Origin of the sequence: Acinetobacter higginsii, from assembly GCF_000369845.1 — a bacterium.
GTDB classification, from domain to species: Bacteria; Pseudomonadota; Gammaproteobacteria; order Pseudomonadales; family Moraxellaceae; genus Acinetobacter; species Acinetobacter higginsii.
This window is the reverse complement of record NZ_KB850222.1, coordinates 186,941-206,124: the sequence shown is the minus strand read 5'-3', so window position 1 is coordinate 206,124 and position 19,184 is coordinate 186,941. Positions and strand designations below refer to the sequence as shown.

At 42.4% G+C, this 19,184-nt stretch carries 11 protein-coding genes; 4 read left to right on the top strand and 7 right to left on the bottom strand.

What is annotated here, in order from left to right:
* Positions 1-25: 25 nt before the first annotated feature.
* The 7 genes from F885_RS21295 to soxR all read right to left on the bottom strand — a co-directional run bounded on the left by F885_RS21295 (position 26) and on the right by soxR (position 12,601).
* Complete coding sequence (locus F885_RS21295; RefSeq protein WP_032859697.1) at positions 26-391, bottom strand: hypothetical protein; 366 nt, start codon at positions 389-391, stop codon at positions 26-28.
* A 65-nt stretch (positions 392-456) separates the two neighbouring features.
* Complete coding sequence (locus F885_RS21290) at positions 457-834, bottom strand: hypothetical protein (RefSeq protein WP_005321650.1); 378 nt, start codon at positions 832-834, stop codon at positions 457-459.
* A 12-nt stretch (positions 835-846) separates the two neighbouring features.
* Entirely contained in the window at positions 847-1,176 is a 330-nt protein-coding gene (locus tag F885_RS21065; RefSeq protein ID WP_005321647.1) for a hypothetical protein, read from the bottom strand.
* Positions 1,177-1,178: 2 nt separating this feature from the next.
* Positions 1,179-6,074, bottom strand: a complete 4,896-nt coding sequence (locus F885_RS04470; RefSeq protein ID WP_005321645.1) for an RHS repeat-associated core domain-containing protein — start codon at positions 6,072-6,074, stop codon at positions 1,179-1,181.
* Positions 6,075-6,093: 19 nt separating this feature from the next.
* Positions 6,094-9,294, bottom strand: a complete 3,201-nt coding sequence (locus F885_RS04475; RefSeq protein WP_005321643.1) for a type VI secretion system Vgr family protein — start codon at positions 9,292-9,294, stop codon at positions 6,094-6,096.
* A gap of 312 nt (positions 9,295-9,606) precedes the next feature.
* Positions 9,607-11,847 carry a TonB-dependent siderophore receptor gene (locus F885_RS04480; protein WP_005321641.1) on the bottom strand — a complete coding sequence of 747 codons (2,241 nt, stop codon included), beginning with the start codon at positions 11,845-11,847 and terminating at the stop codon, positions 9,607-9,609.
* A gap of 271 nt (positions 11,848-12,118) precedes the next feature.
* Positions 12,119-12,601, bottom strand: coding sequence for a redox-sensitive transcriptional activator SoxR (gene soxR, locus F885_RS04485; protein WP_005205283.1), 483 nt, complete (start codon positions 12,599-12,601; stop codon positions 12,119-12,121).
* Positions 12,602-12,920: 319 nt separating this feature from the next.
* Between soxR and F885_RS04490 the strand changes: the two genes are divergently transcribed.
* From F885_RS04490 to adeC, 4 genes are read left to right on the top strand one after another with little or no spacing between them, the layout of a single operon-like run.
* On the top strand, positions 12,921-13,349 hold the full coding sequence (locus F885_RS04490; protein ID WP_005321639.1) for a DoxX family protein: 429 nt from the start codon (positions 12,921-12,923) through the stop codon (positions 13,347-13,349).
* On the top strand, positions 13,346-14,449 hold the full coding sequence (locus F885_RS04495; protein ID WP_005321637.1) for an efflux RND transporter periplasmic adaptor subunit: 1,104 nt from the start codon (positions 13,346-13,348) through the stop codon (positions 14,447-14,449). Before F885_RS04490 ends, F885_RS04495 begins: the two co-directional genes overlap by 4 nt.
* A 12-nt stretch (positions 14,450-14,461) precedes the next feature.
* The gene (locus F885_RS04500; protein WP_005321635.1) at positions 14,462-17,545 is read left to right on the top strand and encodes a MexW/MexI family multidrug efflux RND transporter permease subunit; all 3,084 of its coding nucleotides are present in this window, start codon (positions 14,462-14,464) and stop codon (positions 17,543-17,545) included.
* Positions 17,542-18,975, top strand: coding sequence for an AdeC/AdeK/OprM family multidrug efflux complex outer membrane factor (adeC, locus tag F885_RS04505; protein WP_005321619.1), 1,434 nt, complete (start codon positions 17,542-17,544; stop codon positions 18,973-18,975). The genes F885_RS04500 and adeC overlap by 4 nt, the downstream gene beginning before the upstream one ends.
* The last annotated feature ends 209 nt before the right edge of the window (positions 18,976-19,184 follow it).

Below are 19,184 nucleotides of genomic sequence, written 5' to 3'. Positions count from 1 at the left end.
ATTATTGAAATATTCGCTAAAATCATTAAATATCAAATAAAATTTCTTCTAAAATTTCTTTAGATTCTTGATCTAATTTATCGTTACCACTCAACTCAAAATAATGTTTAATCAGTTCTTTCTTATCTATAGAAAAACCTATATTCACAGCATAAATATAAACATCATAAATAACAGATAGAGCATCCGATCTATTTTCCTTCAGTGGATTATTAATATATATACATACTAAAACATCCCATAATTTGATTAAAACATCTTTTTCAAATATTTTCTCATTCAAATAAGGAGAAAACAGATCTGAAATCTCACCTAGTTCCTCAAATAAAGAATCTGTACTTAAAGAATCTCCCATAAGCCTATTTAACTTATCAAGGATATTAAACTTCACCTCACCCCCTAAAACACCAACTTATTTCATGGAATTTTTATACACCCCAACTCAAATTAATTAAATCATTCAACACCATCAAAATAAACAGACAATTCTTGAAATATCAAACCTTCTATTTCAATAGAAAAAACAAAATCATCTTTATGCACTTTTAAAACAAAATACTTCCCTTTATCTTCAAAAACCAACTCACCAAAACTATTTTTAATCCAATTTTCAATATATATACTCCCCACCAACCGTCCTTTAAGCTTTATAACAACAGTATTATAATCCTCCCCCCATAAACCATATTTTTTAATATCTATACCTGGTCGTTCACTAACATGAAAATCGATATCACAATACCCAGATAGATCAACACTAAAGCGACCTATTCTTACAGGAAAAACAATACCAGAAGGATAAAGTTTTTTTAAAAAAATGTTATTATCTATCATTCACATACCATTTTAAACCTTCCATTTTTCACCTCGAACATAACTTAAAAAATCCTCCATATTAGTGGTAGGTTCATTTTTAAATTTTACAATAGAATTAGGTGAACAATATCCTGTGATTGTTGTTTGTAACTCACCCAAATAATCGAATTGATCTTGTAATTTTATATTTTTTTGAATCATACTTTCTTCCATCAAAAAAATTTCATTTAAAGATTTATAAACTTCATTTCTCGTCCCCCCTTCATTAATGTAGTCATTTAATACATTATCAATATCCTCATCACTACCATTATTTTCTAACAGCTGAACTATTTTATTTTTAAAATTTAATACACTCATAGTTACTTCCAATCAATTGAATTCAATAGCTTTTGATATTCACCAAATGTCATATCTTTTGCAGGATATATTGAAACATGCTTACCATGATCATTTTCATAACCAAGCCCTTTCGGTAAAGTTGATGCATCAACTTTACCATTTACTTGTCCCGTTCTTGTCGGAAGCTCTTCTAAACTAGAACTTAGTCCCTGCTTTCCAGTATGAGAGGGACCAACCATATCATTTGCTGAAGTAATGTTTTCAAAATCATTATGTTTAGGATTACTTGAAGCAGTTCTTGCTCCCTTTTGGTTAGAATTTGGAGCACCATCCAATGGACTATCTTTAAATTTTCCATCTTCTGGTTTCATAGTTCTATATAAAGTAGGTGGGCAATTTTTATTCAGCCCCAAAGGATCAATCCAACTTACAGGGTTTGGCGCGTAAGCATATACGTTGTTACCACCCAACAACCCAATCGGATCTTTAGAGATAAAACGTCCTACATAAGGCGAATAATATCGATAACGGTTGTAATGTAAACCTGTTTCTTCATCAAAATACTGCCCTTGGAAGCGGATATTATTGGTGACGATTTCTGAATTTTCAAAAAAGTTAGATGCTGACCTTGCTGATACACGCTCACCCCACGCCTTATATTCAGCTTTCCAGACCATTTGACCTTGAGCATCACTCATCTCCTGAGGCGTACCCAAATGATCACAATGATAGAAACAAATATCATCTAAAGATTTTGCTGGGGCAGTCTTACGCCATAAAGGATCTTTGGCAATATGATAAGGCTGATCTGTCCAATCAGGTGTTTGTACAAGCTCAATCGGTTCACGATAGATTGCTTGTAATAAAGGGACAAAACTATCCTTCTCATACACATAATGCTTGGTGATCTGATCATTGGATTCAAAGGCCAAAGTATTACCATCCCAGCCATAGATCAAATTCTGCTCTTCACCTGTATGATGGTGTTTACTGCGCTTTTGAATACGTCGTCCTAAAGCATCATAACGATACTCCGCAGTGTATTCTGTATTACGACTCTTGATTAACCGCCCACAAACATCCCACTCAAGGTACAAGTCCCCTTTAGATGATTTTTGGCGCACCAATTGACCATAAGCATCGTACTGATATTGCTGATCTAAATATGCTTTAACAACATTATTCACCAAACGGTTATAACCATAAGCATTACTTGCTGTTGCGGCTGCATTCGGTTCTTGAAGATGATTTCGGTCAATAATGTTACTTGCAGGGTCAAAACTAAAGGTTTCTTTACCCAACTTACTATTGGCTTCCAGTAAACGACCGACAGGATCGTATTTATATTGGATATTGCCACGGCGAGTATCTGCAATATTGAGCAATTGCCCCGTTTTATCGTACTGATATAAACGCTGAATCAACTGTTCAGTTTCTTGAATGGCATTGTTCTGTATTGCCTGCTGCGGCGATGTATATGCAAATTCATGCCCATTCAGCACGCGTTGCTGAGTCAGACGCCCCAGTTCATCATAATGCTGCTCTTGGCTAATCCCGTTGGCATAGTGGCGAACAGTTTCACGATGTAAATCGTCTCGTTCAAAACTGACAGTATCTTCACCATTCAGGACCAAACCATGAACATGCCCACTGCCATAAGTTAACCAGTCGACCTGTTGCCCATCTGGACGCATGGTTTTAATTCGATCATTGATTTCATCATAACTGTGTTTCCACACCGCAGTTTTATGCGTTTGATGATCTTGATGATGCTCTCTCACCAGATTACCGACGACATCGTAATACCACTGGAGATTGCTCTCATTATTTTTAGCCTGAATCAATTGGCCATTATTGTTATAGGCAAATTCTTCAACCTGTTTTTGTTCTAATTCCTGCTCGGTATAGCCATAGCCTGCCTGACGCTGTTCCAGTCGTCCCATGCTGTCAAATAGGAATTGTTGAATACGATCTTTCGGTGCAGCCCGATCTTTTAAGTCCTGCCCAAATGCAGAGGCCACCTCAATACTGCTGGATAAATTGCCATCTGTTTCATCATATTTGTACAGGGTTTCTTTACCATCAAAATCAATTTCTTTAATCAGGCGACTGGCAACATCATAGAAAAATTCGTAGCTTGCCCCATTTTCATTGGTCAAACGTTTCAGACGATTCAGCTTGTCCCATTGATATTTCAACGTATGCTTCAAGGCATCCGTACGAGATGAAATCAGTCCTGCTGCGTCATATTGATATTGTGTAAGATGTCCTTTGGCATCGACATGCGCCAATAAACGCCCTTCGGCATCATGGACAAAATGTTCTTCTGTGGCATCGGCATGTTTGATTTTTTCAAGCTGACCAAAAGCATTCAGTGGCATACCTTGACTGATCGGTTCACGTTGTTCTGTGCTTAGGTCACTATAGAAGTATTCAACCTTTTGTTTTAAGGCATTTTCAACTGATTTTACTCGCCCACGTTCATCATACTGCCATGTTGTGGTTTTGCCCGAACAGTCTGTATAACTGATCAGATTACCCTGATCATCATACTTTAACTGCTTGGAACCCCCTTTGGCATCTTTTATCGAAGTGAGTAAACCCAAAGCATTGTAACTGTATTCTGTTACACGTTTTAGCGGATCGATTTCCTTGCTAATATTGCCCTGAGCATCATATTCCTTAAACCAACGCCCTTGTTCAGCATCGACCATGCCTGTTAATTGACGTTTGTCATCATAGGCATAATATAAATTTGAACCGTCAGGTTGGGTAACACTGACAATATTGCCACTTTCATCATATTCATAAATGGTTACTGCGGCGTCACGATCAACATGCTTGGTAACACGGGCAAAATCATCACGGAAGAACCATTCTTCCAATCCATCAGGATAAATGATGCGATAGGTATAGCCATCAATATCATAGTAATACCAAGTTTCTGCCCCATAGGCATCCGTTACATAGGTTAAACGGATATTTTCATCCCATGCCAGTCTGCTCTCAGAGCTGCCATCATCAGCCCATTCGTGAAAGGCCTTCGATGTGGGTTCAATCCCGTCATATTCCAGATTAATACCACGACCAGTCAGATCGGTATAACGGCTTAATAAGTGATGCTCATATTGATAATGATAGCTTGCGCCATTTTCAGTAATGGCCTCGATTAAGTCGCCTTTATGGTTATAGTTATAACTCGCAAGCGGACGAAGCAATTGCCCATTTTCAACCAACCATGCATCGTCAATACGGCCTTGTACATCGACTTGGAAAGCGACATGCGCCAATAATTTTTGCTTCTCTTTAATCAATACATCCGAAATAAATGAATGATCACCCGATTGATGGTCATAACGAACCGCTAAGGTCACCCCATTTTTATATTCAATCGCAGATAAGCGATAATAATCTTGATACTTTTCAAAAATATGCTTTTCTTCTTTTTGATAGGAAATCATCTGAATATGTTCAGAGATCACACTATAGTAAAAATCTTCTGTTTGATTATGAAAGCTTTCGCCCACTTTTAATTGAGGTAATTTGACTGGGCGTGCGTCTGGACCAATATATTCTAGCCCTGCCAACGGTTTGATATATGCGGCCTGTTGTTCCGTTTCCTCAATATATTCACTTTGCGGCACAATTCGGGTGGTAAAAGAGGTCAACCATCTTGCCCCGAACTCTCCTTGATCTAATTGATACAAGTTCGATGCATAGGTTCGATTTAAAATAAAACTTTCAATCGTAGACACATACGCATCCTGATGAGTTAAAAACTCAGTTCCCAATGCATAAGTAATATGTTTTTTAGTACCTGTTTTGGTCTTTCCACCACCTAAATTCAGTGGACATGACACTTCATTTGGATTATTTTTCGCTTTGGCTTGGTGATTGGTTTTTTCCAGTTCCCCACTCGGTCGACTCTTCTCTTTTTTAGCAACCTGTTTCTGAGTAATATTGGCTGTGGCTTTTTTCTTTAATTTGAATTTTTGTACAGCTTTTAATAAGACATTTAATAACCAAGCAATACTCATTGCTTTGCCCGGATCGGCTAAAGTCATCAAGAACTGCGGCGCTTTTTTACCAAAACCACGAATCCCTGTAATAACCAGCTGAATCGGCTGTTTCGCACTGGCTGGCACAACCGATGAAACACCTTTGGCAACCGTGTTAATATTTTCCTTAACGCTCGCTTTCCATAAGTTCGTCAAACCATCTACAGCATTATTAAAAGTAGCTTTCGGATTACGCTGTAAATTATCTAGATTGACTTTATTAAGTTGTTTCTGTGCTTGTTTGACATTACCTGCTGAACTAAAGACGTGACCATTTAATATTTTTTGTATGCCGTTGGCAAAATCATTACTGATGCTGGTGATTTTTGTTCCACAGTGCTGCATCATATCTTTGACAAGCGGTTGAGCTTTTGCCGCAAACTGATCGAGTTCACCTGCAATACGTTCATTTAAGTGATCACTTAAAATCACCAAAATGGTATCGGAAATGACCCCACCTGCTTTTTGACGAACCAGATTCAAAGTCGGTCTCAAGCTCATGCGCATTGTTGCCATGGTTGGCGGTACAGGAATAATCCCAATCACATCTAAACCAAGATTCAGCCAATCCCCAAAACCCGGGTTTGGTTTTTTACTGATATCAATAACATCGTAAACGGCATCCACCAAAGCAATCGCATTACCAATCACTGGAAGCGAGCCTGCTACACTTTTAATGGTATTTAAGTCGACATAGTCCTTGGTGTTCTTCTTCAACCATGAATTGATTTTATTCATACCTGCTTTGACATCAGCAGCATACATTTTGTTTAAAGGCACAACCGCAACTTGTCCAGTATTGGTTCTTACACTCTGTTTATTTTGCTGATTGTTGGTCTTCTTAGGTGGTGTCGCCATCTTTCATCATTCTCAAAGCTTAATTTTTAAAATCAAAACGCGTTAGATCGAACGGATCTTTGGTCTTTTTATCGCTTGCCATTAGGTTCTGTTGCGCACGCAATGGATTTTTGAACTGGGATAGACTGTCCAAAGGACTGCCCATATTTTTCATCACTTTTTGTGCCAATGGATTGTCCTTGATCTGATCAGCCAATAGCTTATTTGCTTGTTCTGTCAGGTTAGACTGAACCCCCTGCTGAAGCATTGGCAATAAAGCCTTTGCTCCACCCTCCTTCAACTGCTTTGCAGTCTCAAGCGTTTTTAACACTGAAGAAGGACTGGTAAAGGATTGACCTAAAGCATTCTTGGCGCTGCTAACTGCATTTTTTAGACCTGTTTCTGCTTTGCCCAATAAGGTTTGTGCATCAGGGTCATTTTCATTTGGCCACATTGGCGGGCGTTTAAAGTCACTGGATTCCGCCCACGGATCACGTTTATCATCTTCAAATACAACTTTTGCTGCACCCGTTGCCAGTCCAGAAACCCGTACAAAACCTTTATCATCCAACTGACCAGAAAACTGCTGCCCCAGTGAATCAATAACCTGATAGCCACCCTGTTTCACAAACTCGCCATGTTTGTAATCGTGAAGCAACTCCAGTACCCCTTGTCCACGTTTTGGTGGTGGTGGCAAACTGGATTGAGTACTAACACTTGAGCCGCTCATAAACAAATGCTGCCCCGCCTTCACCTCAAACTTGCCACCCGTCACAGGAAAAATACCTGAGCCATTCAGCTTGATTTGAGAACCGCCTGCGGTAATCACAATTTCTTTCGGACTGCTAATTTGAATCTGACTTTCAGTGGAAATAATTTGGATGCCTTGCTTAGCGAGTAAATCCAGTCCATCTGACTGAGCCTGAACCTCAAACTTGCCTTTGGCAGCCACTTGCTTAATCCCATTCTGAGCAGCAAACAGACTGATTCGATTTTGAGCATGACCAATCAGATTTTTTTGCGTACTCAGGTTAATACTATCGCCTGCAATCTGATTGATTTGTCCATCTGCAGACACATGAATATCTTCATTGCTGCTTAGACCAATACCTGCTGGCGAATGAAGCAACAACAACGCTTTATTAAATTTGGCAATCTTTGCTTCAATCTGTTCTGCAAATTCTTTTAACTGTTCTAAAGACTCAATTTCATCAGTTTGCTGATTTTTGGCGACTTCACTTAAAGCCTTAGCATTGTTTTGATTGCCTTCTAGCTGTTGCTTGGCAGGTTCGGCATCAAGATGCTCCCCTTGGGCCTGATCCTGCTTTTGGGTACTAACCAGTAAACCTTTACCCGCACGAACTGCACCCCATTGGTCGGTCCGAAGTTCAAAGCCCTCACCCCGATCTTCGCTTTCAGCTTTATCTTTTGGATGGCTGAGTTTACCTAGATTCAGTTGAGTGGCGGCATGACTACTTTGTAGTTGCGCACTGATTTGTCCCGTGGTGTCATCAAAACGTAGTTGGTTAAAACCGTCACCTTGGTATTCTTTGGATTTAATGCCTGCCAGTTTCTTGGTATCAGGTAACTTGCCTGCGTCATCAAACTTGGTCGGACTACGCTGTGCTTCATGAATCCGCCCAACCACAAAGGGCCGATCAATATCGCCATCAAAGAAATCAATCACTACGATTTCACCAATCCGCGGCAAGAATCGTGCACCGTAGCCTTCACCTGCCCACGGCGTTAATACATCCACCCATGCAGAGTCAGTATCATTGTCATTGGCACCTGCCCCACTATCATGACTGTGGTCATCTGCTCGGGTAAACAGGAAGCGAACTTTAATCCGTCCCCATTCATCCACATAAATTTCGTCACCACTTGGCCCCACCACTTTGGCGCGTTGAGGATGTGTCGCAGGTCGATGTTGTAACGGGTTATACTCAGGAACTAGACCAATATTACGTCGTTGCAATGTCAGTTGATTGGCTTGACGTTCATCAGAGACCGCATGCTGAAAAGGACTGCTTTGCCAATTGCTTTGTTGAAGCAAAGCTGCAACTTGATCCGTTAAATCTTTAGGTAGATTATTTTGGTTATAGAACGTTTTTGAACTGATCAGAAACTCTTTGTCTGCGCCATCATGCTGATCAATTTCAGGATGTTCATTCAGTTCAAACCAATAGCCCACTGGGGTATCGCGAACAGTCGATGTCGCAATAAACTGCTTGGCCTGTGAATCATAATATTGGCTCAGGCTCTGATTTAGTTTTTCAATTTGAGCATTGCCCGATTTAGTGCTGCCATCTTCACCGTTTAAATCCTGAATCCAAGCCGGTGAAAAATGCCACGCCTGTTCTAACGCAAGCTGTTGGTTATCATGTTGATCGCTATGCTGATGTTTACTCTGAACACTGCCTGCGCCTTCTTCTTGCTCCAAGGCATCGGCTTGCCAACGCTGTACATGCACTGCACTCGGTTGTAAGGAACGCTGCGCTACAAATGCCGTGATACTGTCTTGTGTTTCTGTTGCACTACTGCGATGAAAGCGGATATTACGGCGCTCTAGGGCTTTATATTGATTATTGTCATCGATGAGTCTGAGTTTCTGTGGCTGAATCTGTTCGCTGGAACTGGATACCTTCAGTTGTGCTTCATCAATCAACCAGTTAATCGACTCTGCCCGCATCAAACGAGTCAAAAAGTCGTAATCAAGTTCATTGGCCTGCATAATAAATGGACGAATGTCATATTGTTTGCTTAAGCCACTTAAATCCAGACTTAAACTGGCCGCAAACAGTGGACTTTTAGCCTGCCATTCTTTAAAAATGATCTGGATCACATCAACGACAGATTTCGCCATAAAAACACGGCTGTTACGACGCTGCTTCCACAAGGCGGTGGGGTCTTGTACACCTAAACGATAAATAGTCAGCGAACCGTCACTGGCGCCGATATCGGCTTGGGTAATAATCCCTGAGATACGCGTCAACTCTGCTTTATCGGTCACAATATCAATGGCAACCTGACTGCCAATAAAACTTTTTAAAGGAATGACTGCATTGGTCGAAAGACAGAGTAATTGTAGGTCAAGACCATGATTGAGCTGATGCAGACCTTCAATACGCTGTAAGAAAACTTGATTATTTAAAGATGTGTTTGAAAATTGAGCGTGAATCGCACGTTTTTGTGCTGTCAGGCCCAAGCTTTCTAAAGCTTGAAAGATATTATTCGCCATCTTTTTTTATAGATTATCTGCTTGAATTTAGCGCATTTTACTCAAAATATCGTTTTACTGTCCATACAGAACCGTCTATTTATGACAATTTACGTCACATTTTTTGTTCGCTTTATATTACTGAATCAGGGCGATTAAATTTATGCTTTTGAGTTAGATTGTTTTTTACTTAAAATACTTTGATTCACTTTAGCTATTTTTATAATAAGCGTTGCTGCAACTTGCACCTATGGCATCTAAAAAATTTTTTGAATAAAGGCCTATTCTGATCGTTAGGCCTTTATTCACGATTAAAAGTCTATTTTCTGCGGTTTAGAATTTGGCACGTAGCGATAAAGTTACATTACGTGGTTCGCCCCAATAAACACCATTATAGAAACCGACCTGTTGATAGTATTTTTCATCAAATAAGTTATTCACTTGTAAGTTTGCACTGAATGACTCGTTGAAGGTATAGCCCATATTGGCGCTTGCCAAGAAGTAAGCATCTTGTCGTACATAACCATCTGAGTTTTTAGGTGCACTGCTCGACTTACTTACTACCTCACTTTGCCAATTCACACCAAAACCAATATTGAATTTATTGGCACCCTCCCAGAGCTGTTCAGGGAGTTTGAAATTGGTGTAGATTTTGACTTGATTCTGAGGAAGCGTGGTCGAAGCCTTTACGGTTTCTGAACTAATACTGTTCACATAGGTATAACCCGCAGTAATGTTCCACGTCGGTGTAATCCGTCCAATCGCTTCCAGCTCAAAGCCTTCAATTTTTAGCCCTTCACCCGAAGCTTTCATTGGGTCACCGCCGTCATCGGTTTTAATACCTGCTGCAATCGCCTCTTCATCACGAACTGCAACATTCTCCTTTTTCGACCAGAACGCAGCAGCGGTTGCCAAAAGTTGGTCATCCAATAAACTGGCTTTTAAACCCACCTCATAACTTTTACCGGTTTCAGGATCTAGGAAACTGTTATTGCGGTCTTTCTGGCTGCTTGGATTAAACATATCGGTATAACTGGCATAGGCAGTGACAATATCGTTAATCGCATAAGTGGTACCAAAGTAAGGTGTGAAAGCATCGGTTTTCACATCACTCTTGGTACCATTCGTTGCCGAATAATCACTATAACGTCCCCCGACAATCAATTTTAGATCATCTGTTAGGTTTAGCTTTAAGGTACTGTATGCACCATAATTACGTTGTTTTGCATCTTTAGTCGAAGGAATAACCGTGTAGCCTGGTTTTGGCGTTGTATTACCATTCCATGTACGCCAATCATTAATCACACAAGTATCACCAATATTATTAGAAGGTAGCGTTACCCCGTTCACTTTCTTGGTACAAGTCAATTGATTACTGGCAATACCGTCAATAGCTCCACCTGGGCTATCTGTAGAACGATCAAAGCCATTTCCACCAATCACCAATTCATGCTCACGATTAAATAATTTAAACGGCCCACTGGCGAACAACTCTAAGCTGGTCTTTTTAGATTCAGATGTTGGATATACTGTTGACCAAACCCCAACGCCTGTTCCATCATTTTGGTTAGGAAAACCAGAACCGCCATAAGACATCAGCCAGAAACTTTTGGACAATGAATGTGAAGCAGCCGCCTTGATCATCCAGTCATTCTCAAATTTATAGGTCAAATCAGCAAATACAGTTTTGTCACTTTGGCTAATGGTATTCCAGCGATTGGCCAAGCTGAAATTGCGCGGTAAATTGGCCAGCGAACCATCTTGATTCCAATAGGGAACGGTCCCCCACGTTGAACCACGTGGTTGGTTGTCTTGATATTGAAAACCAATACTGCCTGTTAATTTGTCCGTGATATCGGCTTCAACCATCGCCATCGCCGCCAAGGTTTCCAGAGAGTAATAATCCATATAGGATTCCCCCTCTCGTCGTGCGGCCATCACACGGCTGCGCACACTGCCATCAGCCGTCAAAGGAATTGAAACATCAGCCTCATTGCGAATGGTATTCCAGCGACTAAATGAGGTGGCAACCGAGCCTGTCAGTTCCTTTGCAGGACGTTTCCGAATCATATTGATGGTGGCAGATGGATTTCCCGTAGATCCTGTTAAACCTGTTGCCCCTTTTATCACTTCAATACGGTCAAAGAAAAAACTATCGACCCGTGGGCTATTCTCGCCAATTGGCATGCCATCAATTTGACGGTTGCTAATCGCATAGCCTCGCGCAGAATAATTTGAGCGTTCACTATCATTTTTAGTGACTGTGACCCCTGGCGTGGCCGCAAGCACATCATCAATAATATTCAGATTCCGTTGCTCAATCTGTTCCCGCGTAATGACACTGACGGATTGTGGTGTTTCTTTTAAGGAAAGTTTTAGCTTGGATGATGTGCGAGATGATTTCGCTTGAAAGCTTTCGCTACCTTCTGTTTTTTCATCCTCGGCTGCAACTTTAATGGTTGGGAGTACGCTTGCGCCCTGTTCTTGTGCCCAAGCGTGATGTGAAAATGCCCCGAAAATCAGAATCGATTTTATCGCAATATTTAAAGCAGATTGTTTAAGCTGATTGTTCATAACGCTGCAATTAATTAAATAAGAATCATTATTATTATCAATATCAATACAAAAATAAATGCAGAATTCACAATTGCTTAATATTTATTTGATTTCAGGTACGAATTGGCGCAAGCCTCGATGGCTGTCCTTGATCATTTGATTGATAGATCAACAAATATGCATAAATAGCTTACTTGCATTTTTTCAAGAATGACAACACAAAAGCAGCTTGAAAGCCTTAAATGGAGCCAAGCTTAAATTCTATTTATAATTATTATTTTTCAATTACTTAAAATTCGATTATTGAATCATCCTCGCGCTCTAGAATACGCGGACCTGAGCCCTGCTCTGCCAGAATATCTTCTGGATTACGTAAGCGACATTGTTCCAAAGATAGACATCCACAGCCAATGCACCAATCCATTTCATCTCGTAAACGAGTCAGCTTCTGGATTCGCTCATCCAAATCTTTACGCCAACAGGTTGATAATTCTGCCCACTGCTCAGCCGTTAACTTGCTGCCTATTGGGTAAACACTCAACGCTTTTTTAATCTCCTCCAACGAAATCCCAACTTTTTGCGCAACCTTAATAATTCCGATATAGCGCAGTACAGCCAAAGGATAACGACGTTGATTGCCATTGGTTCGAATACTTTTAATCAATCCTTTAGACTCATAAAAATGCAAGGTTGAAACCGCGACACCACTTCGCTTGGCGACTTCCCCAACCGTCAGCATCCGATTGATATCAATTTTTCGTTCGAGTGTCATGGTTCAATATCTCAAGATTACTTTAGGTTTTATAGTGTATGGCAACACGATTTGTCAATTTAAAGCCTTGTAGCATGAGTCAAAACAAGCCATTTGCTTAAATCCAGCCTCATAAAAAATACAGAAGTATCGACACAAATTGTGCTGACACTCCTGCTAAAAATGCCTGTTTCCACACTTTAATTTTCGAGTTCACCCCATTGACCTCAATATAACTTGAGGTTTTAGACTGCTTGTCACTGCATTATCAAATGCAATTAAGCAATTCATTTTTAATGTTTTTCAGCAGTCAGTCTGAATCTTCTCAGGAAATACGCCTATGCCGTACTTCATTAAATCAAGTTTGGAAAGTCAATGGTTATGGATCATTAGCAGGTGTTGTCTGGCACTGTTATTTTTTAGCTCAGGTCTCAGCAAAGTGCTGGATGTCGATGCAGGCTTTCAGGAAATGCAAGCTGCAGGTTTAGAACCTGCATGGCTGTTTAATTATGCCTCGGCACTGATTTTACTTGCGGGTGCATACAGTATTTTGTTTGATCGCTACCTTTGGTTGGGTGCTGCACTGCTCTCTGTTTTTTTAGTAATTACGATTGTACTGGTACATACCTTCTGGAATATGTCTGGAGGACAAGCACAAATCTCCCTTTATTTTACACTTGAACACATTTCGGTGATTGGTGGCTTAATCGGTACGGCTATTGCCAGCCATTTTCGTCAACAGCTGCAAGATGTTGGAGTGATCGCATGAAAACCAAACTGCGTATTTTGCTGATTATCAGTATTTTAATTGTGATTGCTGTAGCTGCTTATGTTTATTTTAAATCCCGCTCCGCAGAGAATGCTTCCAGCTACAGTTATCCACCCGTCAAAGTCGCGTTGACAACAGTCAAGCAACAAGTCACGCCGCGTATTCTGTCCAGTATTGGCGAGTTGGAAGCGATACGACAAGTCCAAGTCTCTGCTGAAACGACTGGCGTGATTGAACAGATTTATTTTCAATCAGGACAATCCGTCAAAAAGGGACAATTACTGGTTCAACTCAAAACCAATGTCGAGCAAGGCAATTTAGGTCGGCTACAAGCCAAGCTGAAACAGGCAGAAATGACCTATCACCGCACCAAACAGCTCATTGATAGCAATGCGATTTCACGTGCGGAACTAGATACGGCGCTAGCCGACCGAGATATGACCCGTGCTGAAATCCAGCAATTGCAAGCGCTAATTGAACAAAAGTCCATTCGTGCGCCCTTCTCTGGCGTGATCGGGATTCGCCAAGTGCATCAAGGACAATACCTTGAAGCAGGCACTAGTATTGCCAATTTAGTGGATACACAGCAACTGCTTGCCAATTTCACACTGGATGAACAACTGGCGGCACGCTTAAAAACCGGCCAAGCTGTTCAATTAAAAATAGATGCCTTTCCCGAACAAAGTTTCTCTGCAGTGGTGAATGCAATTGATCCGATGGTGAGTAAATCCAGAACCATGACCGGACAGGCATTGCTCAATAATCAACATCAGCAGTTAAAACCAGGCATGTACGCAAAAATAGAAATACAGGAAGCCAATCTACCCAGTTTGGTCATCCCTGAAACAGCGATCACCTATACCGCCTATGGCAACACTGTTTTTCTGGTGAAACATGAGCCACAAAAACAAACGGTACAACGGGTTGCGGTCGAACTCGGCGAACGTCATCAAGGTTGGGTCGAAGTGCAATCTGGTGTTAAAGCAGGTGACCAAGTGGTGGTTTCAGGACAAGTCCGACTCAGTGATGGCATGCAAATCGAACCAACGGTGAATAGCCTAGAGCAAGCTCCATCTTCCAAAACTAAGACAAAGGTTTAGGGAGAAACTCGAATGAAATTTACCGATCTTTTTGTAAAACGCCCTGTACTGGCTCTGGTGGTCAGCACCCTGATTTTATTGGCGGGTTTATTCTCACTGAATAAACTGCCGATTCGCCAATATCCCTTATTAGAAAGTTCAACCATCAGCATCAGCACTGAATATCCAGGTGCATCCGCTGAACTGATGCAAGGTTTTGTCACACAACCAATTGCCCAAGCGGTCTCTTCGGTTGAAGGCATTGATTATCTCAGCTCTTCCTCAGTACAAGGCCGCAGTGTCATCACCCTGCGTATGCAACTCAACCGAGACTCCACTCAAGCCCTGACTGAAGTCATGGCCAAGGTCAACCAAGTTCGCTACAAATTGCCTGAACAGGCATTTGACCCTGTGATTGAACGCTCCTCAGGCGAGTCGACCGACGTGGCTTATATCGGCTTTTCCAGTGAACAACTGTCTATGCCTGAGCTAACCGACTACCTATCACGGGTGGTTGAACCGATGCTATCTACCATTGAAGGCGTGGCAAAAGTTCAAACCTATGGTAGCCAACGCCTTGCGATGCGGATCTGGCTAGATGCAGACCGTTTGGCCAGTCGGGGTGTGACCGCTGCCGATGTCGCCAGTGCGATTCGTCAAAACAACTACCAAGCCGCCCCTGGTCAGATCAAAGGTGAATTGGTGGTTTCCAATGTCAACGTGTCAACCGAGCTAACCAGTATTCAGGACTTTAAAAATCTGGTGATCCGTAATGATGGGCAGAACCTGATTCGTTTGCAGGATGTCGCCACGGTTGAACTCGGTGCAGCATCTACCGAAACCAGTGCCTCGATGGACGGGCAACCCGCAATTTTTATTGGTTTACAGGCGACTCCAACAGGTAATCCACTGGTGATTGTTCAAGGTATTAAGGGTAAATTGCCTGAGATACAGAAAACCTTACCGCCGAGTGTCAAAGCCAATCTAGCCTATGAAACCGCACGTTTTATTGATGCTTCGATTGATGAAGTGCTGCATACCTTTATCGAAGCCCTGATCATTGTCATTGCCGTGATCTATCTATGCTTAGGTTCACTCCGTAGTGTCTTGATTCCTGTGGTGACAATTCCACTGTCAATGCTGGGCGCTTTAGGCTTGATGCTGATTTTTGGCTTTAGTATCAACTTACTGACCTTATTGGCGATGGTACTGGCCATTGGACTGGTGGTGGATGATGCCATTGTGGTGGTGGAAAACGTACACCGCCATATTGAAGAAGGCTTATCACCTATCGCTGCTGCGCTAGTGGGTGCACGTGAAGTGGCAGGCCCCGTAATCGCCATGACCATTACCCTTGCTGCCGTTTATGCGCCGATTGGTTTGATGGGCGGATTAACGGGTTCATTATTTAAGGAGTTTGCACTGACCTTGGCAGGTGCAGTTTTGGTCTCAGGCATCATTGCCCTCACCCTCTCCCCAGTGATGAGTTCCTATCTGCTGCAATCCAAGCAGGACGAAGGCCGCATGGCCAAAGCTGCTGAATGGTTCTTTGAACGCTTAACCCATATCTATCACCGCTTACTGCAATTTTCATTACAGCATCGCTGGATCACTGTGGTCTTTGCCATTGCTGTTTTTGCCAGCCTGCCTTTTCTCTATCAACTCCCACAAAAGGAATTGGCCCCACTGGAAGATCAAGCCAGTGTGCTAACTGCGATTAAGGCACCACAACATGCCAACCTAAACTATGCCGAACACTTTAACTATGAGCTGGATAAAGTGTTCTGGACCCTACCTGAAACCAGCACCACTTGGATTATTAATGGTACGGACGGCCCAGCGGCCAGTTTTGGTGGCACCACCTTATCCACATGGGCTGAACGTACGCGCTCTGCCGATGAACTTCAGCAGGAACTGCAAGCCAAGGTCGGTGCTGTAGAAGGTACCAGTATTTTTGTATTCCAAAATCCAGCTTTGCCCGGTTCAACAGGTGGCTTACCTGTACAAATGGTGCTGCGTAGTGCCCAAGACTATGCCACCATTTATCAAACCATGGAAAATATCAAACAAAAAGCTCGTGAGAGTGGCTTATTTGTGGTGGTAGACAGTGATCTGGATTTCAATAATCCAATGCTGAAAATTGAAGTCGATCGTGCCAAAGCCAATAGCTTGGGTATCCGTATGCAGGACATCGGCGAAGCACTGGCGACCCTCGTAGGTGAAAACTATATCAATCGTTTTAGTATGCTGGGCCGTGCTTATGATGTCATTCCTCAAAGTATCAAAAGCCAGCGTCTGACCCCACAAGCGTTGACCCAGCAATTTGTACGCACCGATCAAGGGACATTAATTCCATTGTCTACTGTGGTCCGGCTGAATGAACAGGTCGAGCCGAATAAACTGACGCAGTTTAACCAGCAAAATGCCGCCACCTTCCAAGCCATACCTGCCCCCGGTGTTTCGCTTGGCCAAGCTTTAGCGTTCCTTGAACAAGTCACAGCTGAGTTACCGACAGGTTTCAGCCATGATTGGCAAGCCGATGCGCGTCAATATATGCAGGAAGGCAATACCCTGTTGTTTGCATTTTTGGCGGCATTGGTGGTGATTTATCTGGTCTTGGCCGCGCAATATGAAAGTCTGGTCGACCCGTTCATTATCTTAATTACTGTGCCCCTGTCAATTTGCGGCGCCTTGATTCCTTTGGCACTCGGTTACGCCACCGTCAATATCTATACCCAAATTGGTCTGGTGACTCTGATCGGTTTGATTAGTAAGCATGGCATCCTCATGGTTGAATTTGCCAATGAGTTGCAGCTGCATGAAGGACTGAATAAACAGGCCGCCATTCTTAAAGCAGCGCAAATTCGCTTACGTCCGATTCTGATGACCACGGCGGCAATGGTGTTTGGTCTTATTCCACTACTGTTTGCCACAGGTGCAGGTGCACATAGCCGTTTTGGTCTTGGGCTGGTGATTGTGTGTGGCATGTTGATTGGTACCTTCTTTACCCTGTTTGTATTGCCAACTATTTATAGTCTGCTGGCACGCCAACATAACCAAAGTTCGGCTCGTGTACAGGAACTACAGAAAATTGATGCGATGGAGTCTCAAGCATGAATAACGATCTAGTCTTCGCCAAAAGCTCCCAGCATCATTCATCTAAGTCGATGATAAGCACTGGACTCATCATGGCAGCTTTGGGCATGTCACTGAGTGGCTGTCAAAACTTTAAACCGCAACCACCGATCGTCAGTGCCGATATTCCAAACAGTTATGACCATCCGATTCAAGGCAATTCCATTGCATCCCAAGGCTACCAGCAGTTTCTTGCTGATCCGCGTTTGGTGCAAGTGATTGAACTAGCCCTCAGTCATAATCGTGATTTACGCAGCGCAAGTCTGAATATTCAGCGCGCACAGCAATATTATCAGATCAGGAAAAATGATCAGTTTCCGATGATTGCTGGTCGTGCAGAGCTGCTTCGCCAAGCCTCTCCCACCCTTGATCCCAATAACCCTCGTTCAAGCTTGCAAGTCGGTCTCGGCTTGACGGCTTATGAGCTGGATTTTTGGGGACGGGTTCGTAATCTAAAAGATGCAGCACTAGATCGTTATTTGGCGACCCAAAGTGCGCGTGATGCCATGCAAATCAGTTTGGTCAGTCAAGTCAGCCAAGCTTGGTTGGATTATGCCTTTGCCCATGCACAGTTAAAACTTGCCCAACAAACCCTTGCGACACAATTGAATGCCTATCAGCTCAATCAAAAACGTTTCGATGCAGGTACTGACAGCGAAATTCCCCTGCGTCAGGCACAGATCTCGGTCGAAACGGCACGTCATGATGCGGCCAACTATCAAACGCAGGTGATGCAGGCGCAGAATTTACTCAATCTGTTGGTGGGACAACAGCTTCCTGTAGATCTCTTGCCGCAACAACTTGTGAAAAACATAACCACTCGAGAGGTTTTAAGCACAGGTCTAAGCAGTGATTTACTCAATAATCGCCCCGATCTTAAACTGGCTGAATATCAACTGCACGAGGCTGGTGCCAATATTGCAGTTGCCAAAGCAGCCTTATTTCCCAGTATTCGATTAACAGGCTCAGCGGGTTATGCATCGACTCAACTCAGTGATCTGTTTAAATCTGGCCATGCGGTCTGGTCGATTGGTCCCAGTCTGGATCTACCAATCTTTGACTGGGGCACCCGTCAAGCCAATCTCAAAATTTCAAAAATCGAGCAGCAAATCGCGCTGTCGGATTATGAAAAATCCATTCAATCTGCTTTTAGAGAAGTCAATGATAGCCTTGCCACACGTGCCTATATGGATGAACGGATTAGCGCACAACAGCGCTTAGTCGATGCGACCAATCGGAACTACAAACTGTCTAATACCCGCTTTCGTGCAGGGATTGATAGTTATTTAAGTGTCTTGGATGCACAACGCTCTCATTATGCTGCTGAGCAAAGTTTGTTATTGCTGGAGCAGGCACGGCTCAACAATCAGATTGAACTCTATAAAGTATTGGGCGGAGGTTTAACACAGTAATCATCACAGGGGTTTTAAGAATGGCTACGGCTGTTCTTAAAACCTCATCCAACCAAACAAAGATAAGCTAGGCTAATAACTAGAACGCAAAAAAGCAGCCTATAAACAGATTAAGCCGATGTTTTATTTCTTATAAGTGGATCATTGTCTATTTCAATGATCAATCAGCGATTTATATAAATGTTAAAAATTAAAATGAACCGTTTACA